Origin of the sequence: Aquimarina sp. ERC-38, assembly GCF_026222555.1 — a bacterium.
Taxonomy (GTDB): Bacteria; Bacteroidota; Bacteroidia; order Flavobacteriales; family Flavobacteriaceae; genus Aquimarina.
This window is the reverse complement of record NZ_CP098511.1, coordinates 71542-94003: the sequence shown is the minus strand read 5'-3', so window position 1 is coordinate 94003 and position 22462 is coordinate 71542. Positions and strand designations below refer to the sequence as shown.

Below are 22462 nucleotides of genomic sequence, written 5' to 3'. Positions count from 1 at the left end.
AAGTAATACGTTGCGGGGTGAGGTTACTCAAACGTAATTATGTAAAAAAAGAGTACTACACAGAAGGGTGAGGCCACTCGAACCCTGACAATTTAACCGAAATCCTATAATTGGATGTTTTTTTGATAAATTAGAGGTAGATGAAAGAGAAAGCACATTTTTCGGTAGATCCAAAGGTTATAGGTTTCCCCTTGCTTTTTACACTTTTAATTTGGGTGGTATACTGGTTTGAGATTCGTTTTGATTTTGATTTTAACTATTTAGGCGTTGACCCCAGGACCTGGTTAGGATTACGTGGTATTGTTTTTTCACCATTTGTACACGGTGATTTATCGCATCTATGGCATAATACGCTTCCTCTATTAATTCTGACCGCAGCTCTTTTCTTTTTCTATCCAAAAAATGTTTGGTTTGTACTAGGGTGGGGGGTATTAGGAACAGGATTATTAACCTGGATGATAGGGAGGCCTTCCTATCACATTGGAGCTAGTGGGGTAATTTATATGCTTTTTGGATTTTTATTTTTTAAAGGAATTTTTGCACGTCATTATCGTTTAATGGCATTATCTTTTTTGGTGATTTTTATTTACGGAAGTATGGTTTGGTACTTAGCACCCATCGACCCAAAAATCAGTTGGGAAGGACATTCTGCTGGTTTTTTAATAGGAATTTCTCTGGCGTTAATTGTAAAAAAAGGTATTGAAAAACCAAAGAAATACATTTGGGAACAACCGGATTATAATGAAGAAGAAGATGAATTTTTAAAGCATTTTGACGAAAATGGAAATTTTATCGAACACCTACCTGAAGAACCAGAGTTGAAAATAATAGAAGAAGAAAATCTGGAAAACCTACTATCAGAAAACAGTCCTTTTTTTAAAAACACTCCATCAGATCATTATTTAGAAATTAGATATACATACAAACCGAAGAATAGTCCGGAAGATAACTAATAGTACCTTAAAAATGATATTTGACTACATATGTCTATGAGCAATTCAAATAGAGTAGGTAATTCTGAATTCAGAATTTATAATTCTGAGTTTGTAAATCGTTGCCGAACCACTTCATACAAAAACACCCCACAAGCAACCGAAACATTCAATGAACCAATCTCCCCCATCATATGAAGTTTTAAATTATGATCGGTTATTTTTAAAACCGAAGGATTAATACCTCGACCTTCACTACCCATAACAATTGCTAATGCCGTATCAAGTTTAGCTTCATACAACGATGATGACGCTTTTTCAGTTGCAGCAACTACCTGAACACCCGAACCCTGAAGATAGAAAACAGCATCCTTAATATGATCTACTTTGCAAATTGGAATTTGAAAAACAGCACCTGCCGATGTTTTGATCGTATCTTCATTAACCGGAGCCCCGCCTTTCTTTTGAACAATAATAGCATCTACTCCGGTACACGAGGCTGTACGGATAATAGCCCCAAAATTACGGACATCCGATAACTGATCTAAGATTAAAAAAACCGGTTTTTCTTTTTCTGCAATAACGGTATCAACAAGAGGTTCAAACTCAGCAAAAGTAATAGGAGAAATGTTAGCTACCACACCCTGATGATTTCCATCCGTTAAGCGATTTAACTTTTCAATTGGAACCATGGATGTATGAATCCCTTCCTTTTTAAATAAGCTTAATAGTTCCTTCGCCAGTTCTCCTTGTAATCCTTTTTGGATAAAAACTTTTTCCAGAGGTTTGCCAGCTTGAACAGCTTCCATTATAGCTCTTCGACCGTAGATTTGTAGGTGTTTTTTCATTGAGGGCAAAAGTAGGGATAAAAAATAAAACCCTCTACGGTTAAATAGAGGGTTCGTAAATTTCTTTTTAGACAAAATTTTTGAACATATATTGAATGCTATAGCTCCAAAAATTATGCTTGTAATTGATAGCTTTAATTAAAATTTAAACTATCCGTTCAATCTTGATAGCCTAAATTATAAATGTTGAATTTAAAAATCAATTTTACTGATATGTTTCTCCTGGATTTTGAACCATATTATCGTTAACATTTATTTCGTCTTGTGGAATGGGTAATGTAAAACGAAAATCATTCACCGATATATTAAATGGACTGGTAGCGGAAGAATTTTCAGAATCTGTTATAAACCTATTTGTCTCGTTAACACCGGCATCCAGACCAATCCTTTTAAGATCAATATATCGATGACCTTCAAAACATAATTCCTTATTACGTTCAAGTAAAATATCTGCATAAGCCTCTGTAGAATTAGCATAAGAAGGTGTAGGTACTATAGCACCATTAATATAATTTCTTGCTTGTCTTACTTCTTGAATTAAATTAGCGGCACTAATTAAATCACCTGCCTCAACTCTACATTCTGCTTTAATAAAATACATTTCAGACATTCTAAAAATTTTGACATCATTTGAATTATGACTTCCAGCTTTCCCTGGATATTTATCAATTACAATAACCTCTGAAGTACGGGTTGCTTCCGTAGGATTTGGTGAAATAGTTGCAGAACGATCTACGAAACACCATCTTCTAAAATCCTGAGCTCCGTTTCCAAGAGGTTGTGTATATAGAGTATAAAGATTACGACCCATATCCCAAAGAGGAGCCCCACCAGTATAAGATTGATTAGTGTTATATATAGATCCGTAATTATTAGCATTATTAGGTCTTGGCATTGAAAATATAATTTCACCTTGAATTGCATCAATCCACATCAACCTATAATCCGGTGCAATAGGAGTTCCGGCTGCAGAACGATCCATTTCAAAAAGAGCTAATTGTATAGGACTTGTTTCAGGTGGCGCAGTGTCAAAAGAACTCTGACCTTCCGCGCCAATTTGTGCAGTTTCACTAGTAGATTGAGGAAAATTATTTGGGAGGTTACCTGTGCTTTGTGCTAAATTAATACCTGAGTTATTTATTATATTATCAGCAAACTGTTCTGCTAATTCGTAATTCTCTCTATAAAGATACATACGAGCTCGCATAGCATCTATAATGTTAGTGTTGAAAAAATTATAACTTCCTTCACCGGTAGTTGGGTTGGTCAAATTTGTTGAAGCAAAAGCCAAATCTTCTTCAATGAAAGTAAAAACTTCCCCAACAGTTGATCTTGGAAGGTCAGTATCTATATTTTGAACCTGATCCGATAACATTACGCCTAGTGCAGAATCATTAGTTATATCTGTAGAAAAATAAACTAACAGTTGAAAATGAGCAAAAGCTCTTATTGCTCTAGCCTGAGCTAAAATATTATTGTATCGAGGAAGATCTTCATCAATAGGTGTGAAAAATTCTGAACCTCTTATCAATCGATTAGCTCTGTCAATCACTAAATATTTTTGAGACCAAATATTTTCAGCGAATCCATTAGTAGAGAAAATTTGGAAGCTGTGTGTATTTCCAGGAAATCCAGCATCACCTAGCGCTACTTCATCAGTTAGTTGTGAACCCACTATCTGTTCGTTTACAACTGTCATTTGATCATAAACTTCATTTAATACCAATTGCATATTATCTACAGAAGTAAATAATGCTTGATCGTTTAGCTCACCATCTTGTATGATATCCAGTGCATCTTCGCATGAGCTTAGCATAAGTAAAAATAAACTATATATAAGTAATCTTTTCATTTTAATGATTTTAAAATTTAATATCTAATCCAACAGTTAATATTTTAGGACTTGGAAAAATACCAGAACCTTCAGAAGCGCCTGAAACGGAAGGGATACGTTCGGGGTCTAATCCTCTCCATTTTGTAAAGGTTAAATAGTTTTCAGCAACAACTCTAACTGATAATTGTTTTATAAATATATCTCTAAGAAAACGTGAAGGTAGACTATAACCAAGGGTTATATTTCTCAATCGTAAGTAGGAGGCATCACGCAGAAAGCGGTCAGATAAGTTATTTCCTGCATCAATATTGGTAGCGGCAAGTGCGGGAATATCAGCTATTTGCCCGGGTTCTGTCCAAGCATCAAATAAATCATTAGATACAGGAAAATCTCCTGCCCTTCTAGCATCTAATACAGATTGTAAGTTACCATCTACTCTCCATTGATCTGCTGCAAAAACAAACAAAGTATTTAGGAAAAAGCCTTCATAAGATGCTTCAAAACCAAAGCCCCCTTGGTAGGTTGGAAAAAGAGATTTTCCTGTCGCTACTCTATCTCCATCAGTTGGGCTTTCTGTAGAATTTCCATCTATATCAGTAAATAACAAATTACCATTATCAGGATTTACACCTTCATAAGGAACTAAAAACCATTCCCTTACCTGACCACCAATGTTTCGGATTACCGAGGTTCCTATTCTTAAAGATCCATCACTATCAGAATCTGCTGCTCCTAATTTCGTAAATTTATCATCATTGTAACCGATATTTCCGAAAATATCTAAATTAAATTTTCCATCTCTCAATACAGAAAATCTCCCTTGAAATTCAAGTCCTTCATTTCTTAAAGCTCCATCATTCGCACGTATTGTTTCTACTCCGGTTCCAAAAGAGACAGGTACTGCTTGAAATAAGTCGGTTGTTAGACGATTATAATAATCTATCGCACCGGTAAATCTATTTTCCAATAATCCAAAATCTATACCTACATTAAACTGCCCGGTAGTTTCCCATACTAAATTAGGATTAGCAATATTGGAAACAAAGAATGAAGGTCTATTATTTGCGCCGGTTCCGGAAGCATTTAGATCACGTACTAAATCATTTCCTTGAAAAATATCCGGTATTTGAGAGTCTAAACCTCTTCCAACAACAAATTGATTACCCGTGGTACCATAAGAGGCTCTCAGTTTTAATGAATTTATAAATGAATTGTTTTCTAAAAAGGTTTCTTTGTCAAGATTCCATCTTCCTGATACAGCCCAAAAAGTTCCCCACCTGTTGTCTTCGGTAAATCTAAAAGAACCATCTCTCCTTATAGTTGTTGTAAAACCATATTTTGAATCATAATCATAACTACTTGTAGCAAAATAAGAAAACAGACCGGCATCTATATCATTTGCATTAACAGTAGGTCTATAACTCACTGGTTGTTCATCGGGATTAAAAGCTATATATCCTGTACCTGCCCCGGGTGACCATGTTAAAGGATTTAAACCTACTTGTGTTTGTGAATTAAATCTATAGTGTGCTTTTGTATATTCCGTACTTAAACTTAAGGAAATATCATGCTTATCTGTGAATAATTTGTTGTAGGAAAGATTATTTACATGAACAAAAGTAAAATTCCTAGTATCTGCTATTGTTTCTATTCCGTGAGAAGGTTGACCTGCGCCTGATGCACGAACTACGGATAAATAGGACTCTGGTCCTATAGCAAATATACGCCTATCATCAGTAAAATCTCCAGAGGTGGTAATGCCAAACGAAATATCATCTGTAATTTTATAAGAGGCATCAAAGGTCAATAAAGTTTTAAATTCCTGAAATTGATTAAACTGATTATTTCCAGGTAACAGATCTAATAGCATATATGGAATCAACGATAGCGATGGATTACCAAAATCATTTAATAGTTGCGTACCGTTTTCATAAAGATTAGCTGGTAAGAATCTTGAGGAACCTAAGTATCCAGTTAATGGATTTTGCAATACATTATTATCGATTCCCGCTCTAGTTTCCTGTTCTAATTGTCTTCTCTTAGAAAAGGCAGAAAAAACTTTTACAGAATAATTAAATTTTTCATTAGGACTTCTTCCAGTAAAATTATTTCGAACTGTAAAACGTTGGAAAGTAGATGTAGGCACAATCCCTTCTTGTTCGAAATAGCCTGCATTGGTATAGTTTGAAAAATTTTTTCCTCCCACACCTACATTTATATCATGTGATAAGGTTGTTCCTGTTCTAAAAAATAAGTCCTGCCAATCTGTATTTACTGAATAAGCTTCTAAATTATTTGGATCTAAAGTAATCTCATTTGCTGTTCCATCAAAATAAGTACCATCTACGCCAAATGCAGAAGCTAGAACTGAAACCCCTTCATTAAAGCCTTTCTGTTGTATTCGTAATTGATCTAAGGCAGAACCAAGATTGTAGTCGTCATCTATGAAGTCAGTGAAACCGTAAGATGATGAATAACCAATGCTTAAGTTCTCTTCAAACTTTCCAGTTTTAGTTGTAATTACTATTACCCCATTTGTTCCACGGTTACCATATATAGACGTTGCTGCCGCATCTTTTAAAACTGTTACTGATGCAATTTCATTCTGATTAAAATTTCTTAAAAAACCTTGAGATAACGGTACCCCATCTATAACATAGAGTGGTTCTGTAGATGAACCTAATGATGAAACTCCTCGAATAAAAACATTGTTTTTATTAGTTCCTGGTTGACCCGATGCCACAGCAATATTTACACCTGCTGCTTGACCTTGTAGTGAATTAAGAACATTAGCATTAGGCCTATTTTCTATAAAATCATTGGATACCTCTACTACTGATGTCGTCAGTTTAGTTTTAGTAATCCTATCACCATAAGCTACTACAACTACTTCTTCCAGCTCAGCGGCGGAAGCTTCCAATTGTACATTTATAGAAGTATTAGCTCCAACCGTTATACTTTGATCTGCAAACCCTACATAAGAAAATAGTAAAACATCCCCTTGATTAGCAGTAATACTGTATTTACCATCAAAGTCTGTTTGTGTACCGTTATTGGTGCCTTTTACTACAATATTAACACCAGGCAGGGGTAAACCTGTGTTGTCGGTAACCGTACCGCTGATTGTAGATTGTTGAGCATATATAGTAATATGCATTACTAACGTTAATAAAAACGTTAATTTCCCTAATAATTTTCTTTTCATTTTTAAAAATTTGAATTAGCCAACCCTAAAGTAATACTTTTATATGGGAATACCGTTGTTTAATCTATGTAAATTGGTTTATTAAAGAATAATAACTAATGTTTGTTATCTTTAATACAGACTTTTATGATTTTAGTTGTATAATAGCATTTTTGAAGTTGTTTTACTTCAGATTAATATTATTATATGTTTAGTCTAATTCTGTTTTTAATAGGAGGCCACCAGGTTGAGTTGGATAGCGGTTGTAAAATTAAATTCGCACTCTTGTAGAATATACTCCATAACATAATCGGAAGCAAACTGACTATTACTAGTACATATTAAAACCTAGTTGGATAACCATATGGTACATCATTTTATTCTTGGTCTCTTTACTCATTTAGGAAACCTTACCTTTTTAATCAAAGACCTTCTAGTCTTTGCTTTATGTACTCCGCATCTATGGAGAGAATTATGTCATAGTTATATCGATATAGAATAACATGAATCTTCATTTAAAAAAATTGAATCTTTGCATAAAAAAGCCTCGTTTTAGCTATGACCTTTAGATTTGTTCTATAGAAATATGAAAATAACAAATTGAATACCTACTAAATTTGGTACTATTTTCAAGCCACATTGTTTAATTGATTTATTTTACTTCTAATACCATTTACACTTTGAATTTACTTTAATATTGTTTACACTACTGTCCGGTTATAAGTCGAACATTTTTAGTTGATTATAACTGGCAGTAGTTTGGTTTTTGTATTTCTTGTTGTTAAACAATTGATTTATAGTTGTTTTTTCAAATAGACTAATACTCAAAACCTGTAAAATAGTGTAAAGTCCTTGGTCTAATTTCAATCTCTTTTTCATAATTGCAATCAATAGGTACACGCTTACCGCTATCCATATTTGTGTATACACCGCATTTAAACTTGTTCCAAAGAATTTTTTAATTCTAAGGTGTTGTTTTATCCATTTGAAAAATAATTCGATTTTCCATCGTTCTTTATAGAGCTTTGTAATGACTTCCGCCCCATATGTAAAATTGTAAGTTAAAAATACGAGGTCCTTTCCCGTTTCTTTATCGAAGTACTTGATCCTACGAAGCATTTTTGGGTATTTCTGTGATGTATAAAACCCTGTCAACTTTATGGTTTGATCGCACTTAAAACCGAGTTTCTTATCTACTTTATTCGAATAGATTCTTCTATAATTAAAATTGCGTTTCTCTCTAATCACAAAGAAACTCAGGCATTGATCCATGTGATACGACCTATCAAAATCCAAATAAGCCCTATCCATAATTTAAAAAACACCTGGCTCTAGAATTAAATTATCTAAAATATTTACATCATGTACCTTCCCATCTGTTATTTCTATAAAAGCAGGTATAGATCCTCTCAGATCTAATTGGGTATGCATCTTGATCGCACCTTTATTTTTTCTAAATTTTGCCCAAGAAAATAAAGAGAGACATAGATCAATAGTACTACTATCCAAAGCATAAGCAATCTCATCTATATTTAGCCTTCCCCTGAAAATTATATATTGAATTTGTTTATATATTGGTTTTACTGGTTATTTGAGGGGTTTTAGAAATGAAAAACTGTTTAAAAAATTGTATTTTGTAATTGACAAAAAACACAAATACCCACTTTAAAAACAGTTCTATGAGCAAGATACTAACAAAAAAATTACAAATCCAGCTAAGCGGTTATTTTTCTTCAACTACCTCTATGACAAAGCCCGAACTTCGGTCTTTACGGGATATGGTCGTTGGGATATTAAAATCCAAAAGTATCTTTGTAAACTAGATAGCTGCTAGCCTTAAGGAGCCTTTAACGTTAAAGTTTGTTACCAAACGGCTTTCTGCCCAGTACCTAAAAGATAATTACGCTGATAAGGTACTTAATAACCATTTGCAAAGCATTGCCCCTTCGATCAATAAGGATGACTTCCTTTTGTTGGACGGTAGTTATATTATCAAGTCATGCGCATAAAAGATGGAGGTGTTGGACTGGGCTACAACTTAATTAGTATAAATGCAATAAATACCCATAAGGAGATCACACCGGTCTTTAGTAAAGCTTACAGCTATCAGATGGGTACCTTTAGCAGTAACAATAAGATAAAAAAAGCTATAAGGGATGTAGCAGATAAGCTCGATGGCAAAGGGTGCTGGGTAATTGACCGTGGAGGGGACAATAGTATCCTAAAAGGTTTTTTGACCACTGGGGTACCTAGCTTTATTTTACGCTTGAAGCGCAATACCCAACTCCATTACAAAGGGGAAGCGCTCAAGGTAAGACAGATAGTTAAAAGGGTAAACTTTATTATCGAGCAGCGTGTGGTTAAGATCAAAAAAACAAAACACAGGTACAAACCTATACACTGGCAGCTCTAGAAGTCTCGTATTTTGTAAAGAGAAAAAAACATCAACTCTGGTTGGTTATCTCCAGGAACAAAAAGCATGGGGGCTTACATACTTACTTGTCAAACCCCATTTGAAAACACCTATTGAAGTAGCCCAGTGGGCATTCAAAGTATATGGGATGCGATGGAAGATAGAAGAATACTACAGGGATATAAAACAAGAATACAAATTAGAAGATATCCAGGTCAAAACCTTTACAGGATTGCAATCTATGTTAGCAACCCTAACGGTAGCCATATATATTATCTACAAAAAAGTAAAGGCAATGCATCTCGTACTCCTACTGGATGCCGGATATAATTACCTTAATAAAAATATACCCAGGGAACTTACCAACTTTATTTACTACAAAATAAGTAAAGTAGTCTCTATACTCTTAATGCCAGTTAGATTGAGGTGGAAGGTAATGAACACCCAAAGAACAAACCAAAATGGACAACTTTATTTACCTTTCACTTAGAAAAAACGGGGATGGCTAACTTTTATTAATACATCGTTTAACTTCTGAAAGTTTTATCCCCGTCTTTTTTAATCTTAATTTCGTCAGAATAATTCTTCGCTCTAGTTTATAATTGCTATTATTTGTATTTTTAATTTATGGATTTAGAAAAGATAAAAGTTGGGATAAGTAAGTTATCTGTTGAAGATCAGGCTTTATTGGCTGTAGAGTTAGAGAAGCTCATCACTAAGGAAAGCTCTTCAATTCAAGTGCAAGCATCTCGTCGTCATATTTTGGACAATAAACAAGGGTGTTGCCCTCATTGTGATCACCCCAAATATGTTCGTTTTGGTATGGATAGAGGAGCACAGCGCTACAAATGTAAGTCTTGTCGCAGGAGCTTTACAGAATATACAGGCACTTGGATGGCTGGTTTACATAAGAAAGATAAAGTAGATGCCTATTTAGCCTTAATGTTAGAAGAAAAGAGTTTGGATAAGATCAAGGAATCTTTGAAAATCAATAAAAAGACTGCATTTGATTGGCGTCATAAAATATTAGCTTCCTTAACGGATACAAATCGGGATGATTTTACTGGAATTACTGAAAGTGATGAAACCTTCTTTTTAAACTCGGAAAAAGGAAAAACTCCTGAAGGGCGTGAATCTAGGAAACGTGGTGGCACCTCTAGTAAAAGAGGTGTTAACAAAGATCATGTAGCGGTCATTGTTACACAAGACAGGAGGTCAGGTTTGGATTTGACAGTTGCAACTATGGGGCGTATCAAGAAAAGTGATATACAAAAAGCTATCGGAGACCGAATTAACAAGAACCAGACGATTCTTTGTAGTGATGCCCATGTGAGTTATAAAGGCTTTGCTATAGACCAAAACATAGAACACCATCCATTAAAAGGGAGTATAAAACAACGGGTAAAAGATAAAATATACCATATACAACATGTTAATTCTACCCACAACAGAATAAAAAAATGGATTGATAATGCTTTTTGGGGCGTAGCCGCTAAATACCTGCAACAGTACCTAAATTGGTTTAAGCTCAAAGAGCAGCTCAAAAACAATAAGGATAAAGCGTTGCTATTTGTGCAAAAAACCGTCTTAAATGTTAACGCTATAAAGAATTATACGATTTACGGTTATTTATTTCGTATAAAAGGCGTTTAAATAGTGATGGTTCCCAACAATAGATTTTATTGTTTCTTGGCTCATACTTTCAACGAATTGCTTCAGCCAATCTTTCAGGTCTTCTAAATTTTCATACGTTTTATTTTTAAACCTCTTTTTTATATAAGCCCAGACTTGCTCACAAGGGTTTAATTCAGGGGTATATGGTGGTATCCTAAGGAGTTTGATATTATCAGGTATTAGCATATCTTTTGTTGAATGAAACCCTGCATTATCTATTACTACTATCTTTAATTCACAAGGTTTATGCTCTGATAGTTGCTTTAAATAGTTATGGAAAATTTCTTTGTTTACATTTTCTACCTCTAAGACTATACTGTCCCCATTTATTGGGGAGTACGCTCCATAGAGGTAGGTGTTTTTAAATTTATGTTGAAACTTAACTTTAGGGGCAACAGACTTAGCTGTAATAACTGTACCTACCTGGGTTTTTAAGCCAAAACGAGCTTCATCTTGAAAGTAAAGGTTTATAGAACCGTAAGTATCTTTATTTAGACTTAATCTTAATTCAGAAATTAGATTTGGTAAGTTTTAAAAAATCAGCCTGAGCTTCCGGATCCTTTTTAATATGGGATTTTCTTGGTTGTTTGATCTTAGAACCAAAAACATCAATCATATATTCGCGTAGGGTATTGTATGGGTAGCTAATCCCGTATTGCTCCTTGACCCAATTTACTGCCTGAACGTAACTCTCAAAACCTTGATAGCTATCATTCAACCTTTTGGATAAACCAGTGTGAACAGCTTTGGTAACTTTACGCTCTTTAGCCTTCCTAGGCTTTGAACCAATTAACATAGCTTCAATACCTTCTTCTTTGTATGTTTTTAACCACAACTCCATTGTACGGACATTATAACCCAAATGCTTTGCTAAATCAGATTGCTTTTTAAAAGTCTTTTCTTTTATATAAAGCAAGGATTGTAACCGCAAAACATTCTTAGAATGTGATGCTTTACGAATCATAGAACGTAGTTGTGAAGAAGTCTCTAATACTTCAAATGATATGTGTTTTCCCATATACAAATATACGAAATATTATCTCGTAAATTGTATTACAGAAATATTGAAGCACAATATCAAAAACTAATATCAACGCAATTATAAACTAGAGCCTTCGGAAATAATATCATTTTTACTATCAATCAAGTATGTTGTTTCTCCTCTAGATATTAATTCTACTTTGTCATCTTAGAAAAAAAGGGGCAAAACATTTTGTGAATGATAATAAACACATTATTTTGCCCCTGCAAAAATTTATGTTTCACAAAGTAAACAAAAGTGGGCTACAATAGATAGTATCCACCAAAAAAAATGATTCCAGGAATTCAGAATTTCTGGGGTTTATTGAATCGAACCTTAACTCCTTCTTTTTAAATTTCAGCACCCATTTTAAGATTGTCAAGTTCTCTTACGGGCAACATGCATTCGATTATTTTCAATCACTTTTTAAATTAGAGAAGAAGACAGCTAACTGTCAGAATATTGCAGACCACTTGTCGTGTTTGGATCAGCAAAGTATCAATCATTTTATCAATAGTGGTCATTGGTCGTATGAGGGCTTAATGGATCAAGTAGCTATGGAGGCCTCACAGCTCTTTGCCAAGGGCAAACAACCAACTGCGCTACTGATAGACGAGGTAGGTTTTCGTAAAAAAGGTAAAATGTCAGCTTGTGTTTCTAGACAATATTTAGGCTGTATTGGTAAGACAGATAATGGACAAGTAGCCGTCGCAGCAGGCCTTTCGCAAGGCATAAATTACGCCCCTATTGATATGCGCCTATTTATGCCAAAGGAATGGGATTGTGATAGTTTGAGAAGAGACAAATGCAATATCCCTAAGGATCAAAAACATTGTAGCAAGCCAGAGATAGCATGGCAGATCATAGAACAGGCAAAGATCAAAGGGGTTGCCTTCGATTACGTGAACTTCGATGCGTTGTATGGCAATGCTACTTTTTTGTTAGACTATTTGATAGGTGCCCGTATTGATTTTATAGGGGATATCCGCAGTGACCATTTGATCTATTTCAATTACGATCCAAATGAAAAATGCAGGGTAGACAAATACACCGCCAACTTATTGGAAGATGATTTTGAACACATCACAATTCGAGAATCAACCAAAGGAACTCTCAAAGCAAAGTTCCACTATGCCAAAGTGCAAATTCTTACCCGTGAAAACAAGTGGTTAGATTTGGTACTACTGGTTCGAAAAGATACCGATGGAAAAACTAAATATTCCTTGACAAATATGGAAAACGACCACATCAAAGAGCTAGCGCAAAAGCAAGGACAAAGAATATTTATCGAGCAAATTTTTAAAGAAGGGAAAAACCTAGTGGGAATGGGAGACTATCAAATTAGGGGATGGCATGGTTTTCATAACCACATGGCAATTTGTATGATGGCAATGCTGTTGATTGCTAAACTAAAAATAGAAACTAAAGATCAAAAGTATACAGCACCAACCCTAAGAAAAATCGTGTGCCTATGTATAAAAACAAAAATAGAAAAACCTCAAGTAGCTATAAACATTATTCTAAAACAGCATAAAAGATACATCAACCAACTTCTAAGAGATCAAAATAAAAACTATAAAACATAAGATGACAAAGTAGGATTAATCTATTCTTTTCGTAAGATCTATTGTCGATAAAAATTTCATCAAAACCTAAAGAGATATCTTTTGATAGGTCTTGGTTATTGATGGATAGTATATCTCCATTAGTTGTTAGGAAGTAAGATTTGTTTTTATTAGGATTTTTAAAGCTAATTGTATCATCTGAATCTTCTATTATGAGGATTTTATTGTCAACAAAGTATTTTAATATACCATCTTTTTGAGCATCAATTTTTACTTTAGTCGTAATATCTCCAGAATTTTTTGATAGTAGAAATAATTCGTTAATACTCAATAATATTACACCATCATTTGTGACTTTGTAATCAGTTATTATTCTTTTCTTACTAGTACTGATGCGTTAAGATTTATTAATCGAATAATTTTATTTGTTCATTGACATTTTGTTTTGAAATTGTTTTGGTAAGCAATTCTTTTATTGGTGTTTTATCCATTGAGGATATGCCTAAGATTTGTATAATTTGATAAATGGATAATTCACTCTTTATAGAGTGTTTGACACGAGCTATTATCAAGTATGTGCATATAGCCACCCATACGTGAGTGTTAACTGCATTTTCAGTATGTCCCCAAAAGCTTTTTTATAGTTAAGTTTTGCTTTATCCACTTAAAGAAGGTTTCTATTTGCCAGCGATTACGGTAGAGTTTTGCCACTTCAAGTGCTGACACCTCTATATTGTTGGTCAGAAATAGTAGTGTCGTATCGTTTTTCTTATCATAGTATTCTACTAATCTGAGAGGTTCTGGATATAGTTTTTTAGACTTATACCATTTAGAACTATTATTTTGTCGCTTCTAAGACCAGTTGTCTTATCGATATTAAAGTTTTCCTCTACGATGTCATAACTTATGTTTGACTTAGCTCTTGTGACAAAAAAAGCTTCACAAGTATTAATACGATAGAGCGCTTGGAAATCGACATAAGCTTTATCCATCAGGTAAATAGCATGAGGCACAGGAATTAACAAATCCAATATGTTACTGTCATGATATTTTCCATCACTTACTAGTATAAATGAAGGTATACTACCTCTGAGATCCAGTAATGTATGAATCTTTATAGCCCCTTTAGAATATTTTCCAGGAGCCCAATTAAATAACATAAGACTCAGAGAAATTGTAGTGGAATCTAGGGCAAAGACTTCATTGTCTAAGTTGACATTTGGTATTGGAGATGAATTATAAAGAGGTCGGACCTGATCAATAAGATATTGTCCAAAATCTCCAAAAATCCGCCAATCTCTACGCTCATTTGCACGAGATAAAGAAGATTGGTTTACATACCCACTGAATCCAAGATGATATAATTTGCTTCTATGTGCTTTTAAACAAGTAGCTATATCTCTCAAAGAATTACGAGAAGTCAATTGACCAAAGAACAATTGGATGAATTGATTCCAGCAATTAAAATTTCTGAATCTGTAATCTCCGTTGTACCTCTTTACGCATTTTTCAAACTCATACTTGTTTATAAATTGTAAAAGTTGTGCAAAGACATATTTTCCAGAGTTCATAACAGTTTTTAAACTGCTAAACTAAAAGCCATTTCAAATCAAAAAATCAAAGAACGTATATTAACCCTTATCATTAAAGGGGTTATTGAAAAAATTAAAAAGTTAACGCATCACTAGTATTTTCTTACCATCTATTATTTTTTGAAAAATCTTTTCCCCAGTTATTTTATTGTAGGCAGCAAAAAAAGGTTTTCCAAAACTAATAGTCCGATTTCCCATATTGGCGAATCCAAAATTCAGCAGGTAAACTTTTTCGTCATCAAGGAAAATATTAGACCGACTAGAAGTGTTTTTGTCAAAAACATTTTTCCAAATAACTTCTCCTGTCTTACCATCAAGTTTTGCAATTTGTTCCTCTGATGAAAGGTAGAAATTAGAGTCTTCAGTTTCAACATTTGATACTACATTTCGTACAATATTATGTGCGCTTGTACTTACAAAGGTACCAGTTAATACACCAGCTATTGTACCAAGGGTATTTTCAACAACAGCTGCAGTGTAGTCTTTTTTTCCAGTTTTTGTTTTGTAATCCCAACCATCTCCATTTTTTAGATTTATTTTATGAAGTCCATTTGACGAAATTACAATTGTAGAATCATTTAAATGAATTAGATCGTTCCAACCAAATTCATTGTTAACTTCTCTTTGCCATTTTAAATCACCTGTTTTTAAATCAATCTTAGATTCAACACATAAATGCAACAGTTTATCTGTTGATAAAAAGCCCCCACCATAGTTTTAGCCCTAGGGCTAAAACTATGGTGGGGGCGGCGAAAAATCTCATACCTTTGGGTTGGAAAACTTAAAGAATATGGAACATTTAACGCTGGAGGAAAGGTACAAAATATCAGCGCTTTTAGAACTTAAAACCCCTAAAAAGGAAATAGCAGAACAGTTGGGTCGGGATCGCTCTACTATATATAGGGAAGTAGGACGCAATGCTGATCACCGAAGTGGGAAGTACAATGCTGAGCTAGCCCAAAGAAAAGCCCAAAAACGCCATAAGGATAAAACAAAGCATAAGGTTTTTACCCCTTCCATGGAGAAGCTTGTTTGTGATGGGCTTCAAGACCACCTTAGCCCGGAACAGATCAAAGGAAGGGCTATGCTAGAGGGGACCCCTTGTGTATCGCATGAACGTATTTACCAGTTTATATGGCAGGATAAGAAAGCAGGCGGGAGAACATACCTTTGTTTGCGTAATAAGGGAAGGAAGTACCAGAAAAGAGGCGGTAAGCAAGCAGGTAGGGGGTGCATCCCTAATAGAAGGGACATAACAGAACGCCCCCGGGTAGTAGACAAAAAAGAAAGGATAGGTGACCTTGAGATTGACCTGGTGATAGGTAAAGACCATAGAGGTGCCCTTGTCACTATAAACGATAGGGCTACAGGGATGCTAAGGATGGGACATATAGAAAACAAATCAGCCCGGGAAGTCCAGGTGAAAACGGAAGAACTACTGGAAGATTGGAAGCCCTTTATTAAAACTATTACCAGTGACAACGGGAAGGAGTTTGCAAACCATCAGGAAATAGCAGAGGAGCTTGACATTGATTTCTACTTTGCAAAACCCTACCATAGCTGGCAAAGGGGTGCCAATGAAAACCTCAACGGGCTGATAAGGCAGTATTTCCCAAAAGGTAGTAGCTTTGCAGAGATAACTAAGGAAGCGGTAGAGAAAGTAGAAAACATTTTAAACAATAGGCCTAGGAAAAGGTTCGGGTATAAAACACCCAATGAGGTATACGCAACTTTTATCAACAAAACGCAAACTGTTGCATTTATAACTTGAATGTAGGAATAGCTTTTAATTCATCTTTACTTATTCCTGAGGTCTTAATTTTATAGCTCAAAGCAATGTCTTTATCTCCAATTAAGTAGTATATGTAATCCTTTATTTTTAGTAGTTCTCGACCGTTTTCAGGATTAATTTTAAACGTTTTGTCAGGTCTAGAGATAAGTAAAGTTCCATTCTCTTGTTTTAGAGAACTCATATTATATAAAAACTTTTTTGACCAGAGTAAGTTGTTTTTATTAATGTCATATTGAATTAACTGACCTTTATTGTTTAGCCATTTGCCATTTTTACTTACGCCTCGTGTTTGGACTGTAATTGTTTGATTAATGACATCTAAATACAAATTTTCAATTCTTTCATGAAAAATATATTCGGTTCCTTTTATATCAGAGTTACTTATTTTATTGTCCCCCATTTTGGAAACAGCAACATTAACTTTTATAGGTAGTTTTTGAGCGAAAGAAGTTGCTAAGCTTAGTAAGAATAGAATTGATGTAATTTTTCTCATTTTTTTCAATATGCCCTAACGCTTGATGTATGAATCGGGGCTTGCAAAAATGCTTTGACCTATCGATCCAACTGCGCTTGTTTTTAATTTCTTTTACAAACCTATTAAAAATCAGCGCCATCACAAACACAAAACCAACATTGGATAAGCGAAAACTGCCCTGATTTCATACATAGTGTTATGGCGCGTACCAATCTTACAAGCCTGTACTTGGTAAATATGTCGCAGCAAGGCGATGGTTGCTTACGTATTGCTCCGTTATTGTTGTATTTTCTCTTCGATCGCCTTGTTACCACTGGATTCGACCTTAGCCAAACCAAAAAATCACAGACCTTTTATTCCGTCAATTTTATCGTGGTCAGCCTAAAAAGCGTTTTTATGCACGTTACTGCTCCGTTAACCTCCTGAATTTAGGATTTTTCTACCGTTTTTTTCTTGGGATTCGGTACGAACCACTCCAAATTTTTATAGACCACTCGATCTGGCTTCCGTCCGCCGTTGCGTTTTGATTTCGTATTGTTTTTCACATCTAGAGTATGGGTTCGAACGGTCTCGGCTATAAGTAGTTGCAGGGGTTAGCACTTAACTTTGCAAGTACACACTAAGCTGAAAATCCGCGAGGATTTTCAGAAGTAGGCGAAAACAAGCAATTTCTTATAGCCATTGTGCTTGTTGCACAAGATAGTAAAAAGCTAACATTGGGTTAATATGTTTAGTTCATTGATTTACTATCTTGAAGTATGCAAGGCAAGAAGATATATCAGGAGAAGTTGTTCAATAGTTTCCAGCTTAGTGACCGTGTTGGCAAAGGTAATTTCTACCGCAGGCTTAAAGAGGCTTTGGACCTGGACTATTTATACAATCTTACTTCAAAGTTTTATGGTTCTAGCGGTCAAAAAAGTATTGATCCAGTGGTTTTCTTCAAACTCTGTTTGGTAGGTTATCTGGAGAATATCATAAGTGACCGCAAGCTTATTGAACACTGTAGTATGCGACTGGATATTCTTTATTTCTTAGGGTATGATATTGATGAAGAACTTCCTTGGCATTCGACTATCTCGAGAACACGTCAGTTATTTCCGGAGTCCATATTTGAAGAGGTCTTTACAAAAGTACTTGAGTTGTGTGTGGAAAAAGGTATGGTCAGTGGTCACACCCAGGCTATTGACAGCGCCCCTGTAAAAGCCAATGCATCCATGGATAGTTTAGAGCTTAAAGTCCCAAGCCAAGATCTGGATGCCCACCTGGCAGAAGTACGCCATATCAGTAAAAGAGATAAACAAACCTTCAGAAAAGCCAAGCAGGATAAATCCAGTAAAGACCAAAGAATCATTACTGCTAATGAGAAAGAACTGCAAGGAATCACTTCCAGGAACAAAAGATGGTCAAAAGATCAGGATCAGCGCCCGGGAGCTGGAAACAAAGGAAGTCGTTATACGAGTAATAAAACTCATTACAGTCCCACAGATCCGGATGCAAGGATCAGTGTTAAGCCAGGTAAGGCCAGAAAACTGAACTATTTAAGCCAACTCAGTGTAGATACAAACAACCACGTCATTACCGATATAAAAGCTTACCATGCAGACGGCAAGGATAACCAGCAACTACCTGATATTGTAAAGCGCTTACAAAGGCGGTTATGGAAGCAAGGTATGTTTTGGGAAAATTGTGTAGCTGATACTGGTTATAGTAGTGGAGAGAACTATGCATTTTTGGAAAGTCAAGGTATAAAAAGTTTTATACCGCCTCACGGCACCTATAAGGGTGGTCCGGATGGTTTTCAGTATATAGAAACAGAAGATCATTATCTGTGTCCCAAAGGAAACGTAATCCCATTTACCAAAGAGTTTTTAGATTATAGAACCAAAACAAGAAAGAAGGAATACAGAGCCAGTAAAAAGATATGTACCGGTTGTCCACTGCGTAAAGAATGCCTAAAGAGCAGTCAGGAGAAACGAATAACGGTTACTTATTACCGGGCGGAATATGAGCGTAACATAGCTAGAGTAAACAGTAAACAGGGGCGCTATATGAAAGCCAAACGGCAGAGTACTGTGGAGCCGGTATTTGGGACTCTTACCCAATTTATGGGACTACGAAAAATTAATACTATTGGAATCCAGCAAGCAAACAAGATTATGCACTTGGCGGCTATTGCTTATAACTTGAAGAAATACCTGAAATTCACCAAGAAAAACCCAATAAGTAAAGTGGGAGTCTGTTTAGCCCATAATTTTTCGATTAAAATACCTTTTAAGGCGTAAAATAAGCAATTTAGCGCTAGTTGTATTGAGGTAGTTATGAATATATCCCTCTAGAAAATCAGGGCTTAAACTCAAGATTATTGATTGTCCTTTGACTTTTTAGGGGCTTGTGCAACGGTTACCGTTATTGCCACACGTTTTTAATTCTGATTTATTATTCAAAAAATATTTTGTCCAAATTTCCTTTTTTGTATGCTTTTACATACTTTTTTGTCTTTGAATTTATAGGAACGTTGTTCTTTTTATTTATGATATATTCCAGTAAAATTTTTGCTCCACCAAGTTGGACTTCTCTAACATCTTCTTGTTCGCTGAATTTCTGTCCGTCAATTTTTTTACAAGTTAAAATTCGTTTGCGATTGATTTTTTGATCTAAGCCATAATTAATCATCGCAACTGTGTATAGAAATTGTTGTTTATTTTCATTTGTCAGAGAAGTGAAAAAATTTCCAAATGTTGGAATTCCCATTCCAGTATCTTTATTCATCCAAAATCCGACAATCTGTGTAGCAGAAATAAATTCTTTTGATTTTACGTTTACAGGATTATCAAAAATATATTCCGTCGCTTCAAATAATAAAGGTTCATATTTTTCATATTCAGCATTTTTATCAGCTCTTATTTCGTCAAGTGCTTCAGATAATTGACCGAACATTGTAATCGGCAAAATCAACAGTAAAATTAGGTGTAATTTCTTAATCATATTTTTGTTTTTCAGTCTATATGTTTTTCGGTTAGCACGATTTCTCAAATGTGTGGCAACGTTTAGCTATGCGTAGTGCGGGAGTAAAAAATCACTGACTTTCGATCCAGCACTTAGCCAAAGTTTATATTTTGTTTTTATCTTTTTCTAAAATACTAAATTTAATACTTTGGCGACAATCCAAATAGGTAATGACTTTTCGATTAAACCCAAACTCCGCATTATCGCATAGGTGTTGTTACTCAACGTTTTTCTTTGCGTTATATAATTCCGTTTGATTTCTTTCAAATGGCGGATGGGCAATTTCAATTTCCCAGTTTTTATTAAGACTAGAAATATTATCTTTCAATCGTTTGTTAAATTCAAACCAGCCTTTTGAACTTTCACTGATTTCAAACGATTTACCATTTTTACACAAAACGTACAAACATATTTCATCAGTAGTTAGTGCATCAATTTTGTATCCGATTAATTGCAATATTTCATCCCAATTAATTTTTGTCAGCTTTTTGTCAATCAAGAGTTCAAATCCATTTTCTCGATAAACAAATATTCCGTCAGTATTAAAATTAGCTTTTAGTTCTTCTTGGCGTATTTTTTTTGCTATTTCACTTTTAGGACTTACAAATTTATTTTTTGGATTAACAAATTTCCACAATACAACTATTGAACCAAGACCTAAAAATAATGCCATTAACCAAGCAGTCCATTTTTCAGTATCATCCATTTGAACAATTAGAAAAATAGATAATCCAAGACTAATTAGTCCACCAATTAAATCTTCTATTTTATATCCTACAATTATATTTTCTCCGTCTATCTTCACAATGTTGGGTAATGCGCGGGCGGCTATGGCATGTTTTCACGGAACAAGATATGAAATATCTTAGCGGAGTGGGAATATGTTATCCTGCCTATGGCTGGACAAGTAGCAGCCAGTTCTTGCCCGTTCTCCGCTCTCGGCAGTGACGGGCAACTGGTGGCGTAGCCGCCCGCACATTCAAGCCCATTAGATTTTTTATGATAATATAAAGGTAAAATTATCTTTTTTAATAAGTGTTATCAAAAAAAGAGGAAAGAAGGATACTATTAACCCGTGGTGCATTTGGATACAAATCATTACAAGATCCGTCAGCCCGCCTGAATGGCACGGGCAGGTTAGAGTGTTTCGACCGGAAGGAGAAGTGTACTTCGACAATCTCAGCAGAACTATCGAGAACAAGGGTTCTAGTTAAAAAGCTATTCTCGATAATTCTTTCTTCATGTAATTACGAAAAAACACTTATATCGACTCTTTTTTCTCAAAATGCAACACGGTTTACTATTATTAATAATGTATAAAATTATCCCAACAGAAATCAATTTGCAACGGTCTCCCAGTATCAATGTAATCCCACGTCTCGTTAAACCCTCAAAATAACAAATTTGATTTTAACAAAAAAAACCGCACTAAAAGTGCGGTTTAACTATCGTGGACTACTCGCGAATTAGTTCGAACTTTTTTCTTGAAGATTTCAGGGTAATTCGTTCTAAATTAGCTGGATAGCTTTTACACTAAAAATTTCTTTAAGAATCAATTAAGTTAATTTTTTTAAGAAACCATACATCCTTTACGTCCCTCCTAATCAGTTAGCGCTCTTTTACTAAAAGTTTATCGCAGACTCAGATTTATAACAATCATTTCTATGGGTAAACTTAAAAAGGCAGCTTAAATTAACTTCTTTACCCAACAATTTGAATTTACTAGTTTTGAATTAAAGCTGACATTATAAAATAGTAAATTCAGCAATAGCTTAATTATCAAAATTTTAAAAAACAATGAACGAAGTGAATCTATTAAAGATTTATCAAGAGTATTAGGCATTATAAAGTATAGGTGTATAATGTAAGATAGTAAGGAAAAAATAAAAATTTAAACGATAAATAGATCCGGAAATAGAGAATCTCAAGCTCAGATTGATGTACGTATAAGTGAATCGATACAATAAACTGATAAAAGAGGTATCATGATATTTTTACGTCTTTACAAAAGCATATATCAAATCCTGCAACCCGCTAAGACATCGATACTATGGATCGCATGAGATATCTATGCTACGGAAAATTTTCTATAGATTAAAACGTAAAAATTTGGTAATCAAATAACT

19 protein-coding genes and 2 pseudogenes are annotated in these 22462 nt (G+C 34.6%); 8 read left to right on the top strand and 13 right to left on the bottom strand.

The features are described from left to right. Positions 1-140 precede the first annotated feature (140 nt). Positions 141-953 carry a rhomboid family intramembrane serine protease gene (locus NBT05_RS00415; protein ID WP_265771439.1) on the top strand — a complete coding sequence of 271 codons (813 nt, stop codon included), beginning with the start codon at positions 141-143 and terminating at the stop codon, positions 951-953. A 77-nt stretch (positions 954-1030) separates the two neighbouring features. Here the strand turns inward: NBT05_RS00415 and rlmB are convergent, their stop codons facing one another. From rlmB to NBT05_RS00395, 4 genes and pseudogenes are all read right to left on the bottom strand, one after another. Beyond that, positions 1031-1780 carry a 23S rRNA (guanosine(2251)-2'-O)-methyltransferase RlmB gene (rlmB, locus tag NBT05_RS00410; RefSeq protein ID WP_265771438.1) on the bottom strand — a complete coding sequence of 250 codons (750 nt, stop codon included), beginning with the start codon at positions 1778-1780 and terminating at the stop codon, positions 1031-1033. Positions 1781-1985: 205 nt separating this feature from the next. Beyond that, positions 1986-3596 (bottom strand): RagB/SusD family nutrient uptake outer membrane protein, encoded by a 1611-nt coding sequence (locus NBT05_RS00405; RefSeq protein WP_265771437.1) that lies wholly within the window; start codon positions 3594-3596, stop codon positions 1986-1988. Between the two features lie 46 nt (positions 3597-3642). Next, positions 3643-6819 carry a SusC/RagA family TonB-linked outer membrane protein gene (locus NBT05_RS00400; RefSeq protein WP_265771436.1) on the bottom strand — a complete coding sequence of 1059 codons (3177 nt, stop codon included), beginning with the start codon at positions 6817-6819 and terminating at the stop codon, positions 3643-3645. A gap of 696 nt (positions 6820-7515) precedes the next feature. Then, positions 7516-8331: pseudogene (locus NBT05_RS00395) on the bottom strand (IS4 family transposase); the annotation flags it as partial. A 146-nt stretch (positions 8332-8477) separates the two neighbouring features. On the opposite strand from NBT05_RS00395, the gene NBT05_RS00390 reads away from it, so the two are divergent. The 4 genes from NBT05_RS00390 to NBT05_RS00375 all read left to right on the top strand — a co-directional run bounded on the left by NBT05_RS00390 (position 8478) and on the right by NBT05_RS00375 (position 10864). Beyond that, entirely contained in the window at positions 8478-8621 is a 144-nt protein-coding gene (locus NBT05_RS00390; protein WP_265771435.1) for a hypothetical protein, read from the top strand. A gap of 176 nt (positions 8622-8797) precedes the next feature. Next, entirely contained in the window at positions 8798-9211 is a 414-nt protein-coding gene (locus NBT05_RS00385) for a hypothetical protein (RefSeq protein ID WP_265771434.1), read from the top strand. 100 nt (positions 9212-9311) lie between these two features. Next, on the top strand, positions 9312-9701 hold the full coding sequence (locus NBT05_RS00380) for a hypothetical protein (protein WP_265771433.1): 390 nt from the start codon (positions 9312-9314) through the stop codon (positions 9699-9701). A 137-nt stretch (positions 9702-9838) separates the two neighbouring features. Then, positions 9839-10864 (top strand): IS1595 family transposase, encoded by a 1026-nt coding sequence (locus NBT05_RS00375; protein WP_265771432.1) that lies wholly within the window; start codon positions 9839-9841, stop codon positions 10862-10864. Here NBT05_RS00375 and NBT05_RS00370 read toward each other — a convergent pair. Both NBT05_RS00370 and NBT05_RS00365 read right to left on the bottom strand, forming a co-directional pair. Continuing rightward, positions 10841-11401 carry an IS630 family transposase gene (locus NBT05_RS00370; protein WP_265773185.1) on the bottom strand — a complete coding sequence of 187 codons (561 nt, stop codon included), beginning with the start codon at positions 11399-11401 and terminating at the stop codon, positions 10841-10843. The two genes, NBT05_RS00375 and NBT05_RS00370, sit on opposite strands and share 24 nt — an antisense overlap. Beyond that, a complete protein-coding gene (locus tag NBT05_RS00365) occupies positions 11394-11903 on the bottom strand; it encodes a helix-turn-helix domain-containing protein (protein WP_265771430.1) in 510 nt (169 codons plus the stop codon). The genes NBT05_RS00370 and NBT05_RS00365 overlap by 8 nt, the downstream gene beginning before the upstream one ends. Before the next feature lie 275 nt (positions 11904-12178). On the opposite strand from NBT05_RS00365, the gene NBT05_RS00360 reads away from it, so the two are divergent. Then, positions 12179-13492 (top strand): IS701 family transposase, encoded by a 1314-nt coding sequence (locus tag NBT05_RS00360; RefSeq protein WP_322874206.1) that lies wholly within the window; start codon positions 12179-12181, stop codon positions 13490-13492. Here NBT05_RS00360 and NBT05_RS00355 read toward each other — a convergent pair. The 4 genes and pseudogenes from NBT05_RS00355 to NBT05_RS00340 all read right to left on the bottom strand — a co-directional run bounded on the left by NBT05_RS00355 (position 13449) and on the right by NBT05_RS00340 (position 15744). After that, the gene (locus NBT05_RS00355) at positions 13449-13802 is read right to left on the bottom strand and encodes a hypothetical protein (RefSeq protein ID WP_265771429.1); all 354 of its coding nucleotides are present in this window, start codon (positions 13800-13802) and stop codon (positions 13449-13451) included. The genes NBT05_RS00360 and NBT05_RS00355 overlap by 44 nt on opposite strands. Before the next feature lie 284 nt (positions 13803-14086). After that, positions 14087-14239, bottom strand: a pseudogene (locus NBT05_RS00350) (transposase); the annotation flags it as partial. 17 nt (positions 14240-14256) lie between these two features. Then, positions 14257-15042 (bottom strand): IS4 family transposase, encoded by a 786-nt coding sequence (locus tag NBT05_RS00345; RefSeq protein WP_265769592.1) that lies wholly within the window; start codon positions 15040-15042, stop codon positions 14257-14259. A 102-nt stretch (positions 15043-15144) separates the two neighbouring features. Further along, positions 15145-15744 (bottom strand): hypothetical protein, encoded by a 600-nt coding sequence (locus tag NBT05_RS00340; RefSeq protein ID WP_265771428.1) that lies wholly within the window; start codon positions 15742-15744, stop codon positions 15145-15147. 109 nt (positions 15745-15853) lie between these two features. On the opposite strand from NBT05_RS00340, the gene NBT05_RS00335 reads away from it, so the two are divergent. Beyond that, complete coding sequence (locus NBT05_RS00335; protein WP_265770627.1) at positions 15854-16834, top strand: IS30 family transposase; 981 nt, start codon at positions 15854-15856, stop codon at positions 16832-16834. Here NBT05_RS00335 and NBT05_RS00330 read toward each other — a convergent pair. Then, positions 16824-17348, bottom strand: a complete 525-nt coding sequence (locus NBT05_RS00330) for a hypothetical protein (RefSeq protein ID WP_265771427.1) — start codon at positions 17346-17348, stop codon at positions 16824-16826. The genes NBT05_RS00335 and NBT05_RS00330 overlap by 11 nt on opposite strands. A 740-nt stretch (positions 17349-18088) precedes the next feature. Between NBT05_RS00330 and NBT05_RS00325 the strand changes: the two genes are divergently transcribed. Continuing rightward, positions 18089-19612 (top strand): IS1182 family transposase, encoded by a 1524-nt coding sequence (locus NBT05_RS00325; protein WP_265771426.1) that lies wholly within the window; start codon positions 18089-18091, stop codon positions 19610-19612. A gap of 154 nt (positions 19613-19766) precedes the next feature. On the opposite strand, the gene NBT05_RS00320 is transcribed toward NBT05_RS00325, so the two are convergent. Together NBT05_RS00320 and NBT05_RS00315 are read right to left on the bottom strand one after the other, a co-directional pair. Further along, entirely contained in the window at positions 19767-20315 is a 549-nt protein-coding gene (locus tag NBT05_RS00320) for a hypothetical protein (protein WP_265771424.1), read from the bottom strand. Between the two features lie 238 nt (positions 20316-20553). After that, positions 20554-21141, bottom strand: coding sequence for a hypothetical protein (locus NBT05_RS00315; protein WP_265771423.1), 588 nt, complete (start codon positions 21139-21141; stop codon positions 20554-20556). Between the last annotated feature and the right edge of the window lie 1321 nt (positions 21142-22462).

What these genes read in the sequence shown, in the direction of transcription:
- NBT05_RS00365 (WP_265771430.1), bottom strand. Translation starts at nt 11,903, where the DNA reads ATGGGAAAACACATATCATTTGAAGTATTAGAGACTTCTTCACAACTA.
- NBT05_RS00405 (WP_265771437.1), bottom strand. Translation starts at nt 3,596, where the DNA reads ATGCTAAGCTCATGCGAAGATGCACTGGATATCATACAAGATGGTGAG.
- NBT05_RS00330 (WP_265771427.1), bottom strand. Translation starts at nt 17,348, where the DNA reads ATGAGAAAAATTACATCAATTCTATTCTTACTAAGCTTAGCAACTTCT.
- NBT05_RS00375 (WP_265771432.1), top strand. Translation starts at nt 9,839, where the DNA reads ATGGATTTAGAAAAGATAAAAGTTGGGATAAGTAAGTTATCTGTTGAA.
- NBT05_RS00400 (WP_265771436.1), bottom strand. Translation starts at nt 6,819, where the DNA reads ATGAAAAGAAAATTATTAGGGAAATTAACGTTTTTATTAACGTTAGTA.
- NBT05_RS00345 (WP_265769592.1), bottom strand. Translation starts at nt 15,042, where the DNA reads ATGAACTCTGGAAAATATGTCTTTGCACAACTTTTACAATTTATAAAC.
- NBT05_RS00385 (WP_265771434.1), top strand. Translation starts at nt 8,798, where the DNA reads ATGCGCATAAAAGATGGAGGTGTTGGACTGGGCTACAACTTAATTAGT.
- NBT05_RS00415 (WP_265771439.1), top strand. Translation starts at nt 141, where the DNA reads ATGAAAGAGAAAGCACATTTTTCGGTAGATCCAAAGGTTATAGGTTTC.
- NBT05_RS00335 (WP_265770627.1), top strand. Translation starts at nt 15,854, where the DNA reads ATGGAACATTTAACGCTGGAGGAAAGGTACAAAATATCAGCGCTTTTA.
- NBT05_RS00320 (WP_265771424.1), bottom strand. Translation starts at nt 20,315, where the DNA reads ATGATTAAGAAATTACACCTAATTTTACTGTTGATTTTGCCGATTACA.
- NBT05_RS00390 (WP_265771435.1), top strand. Translation starts at nt 8,478, where the DNA reads ATGAGCAAGATACTAACAAAAAAATTACAAATCCAGCTAAGCGGTTAT.
- NBT05_RS00325 (WP_265771426.1), top strand. Translation starts at nt 18,089, where the DNA reads ATGCAAGGCAAGAAGATATATCAGGAGAAGTTGTTCAATAGTTTCCAG.
- rlmB (WP_265771438.1), bottom strand. Translation starts at nt 1,780, where the DNA reads ATGAAAAAACACCTACAAATCTACGGTCGAAGAGCTATAATGGAAGCT.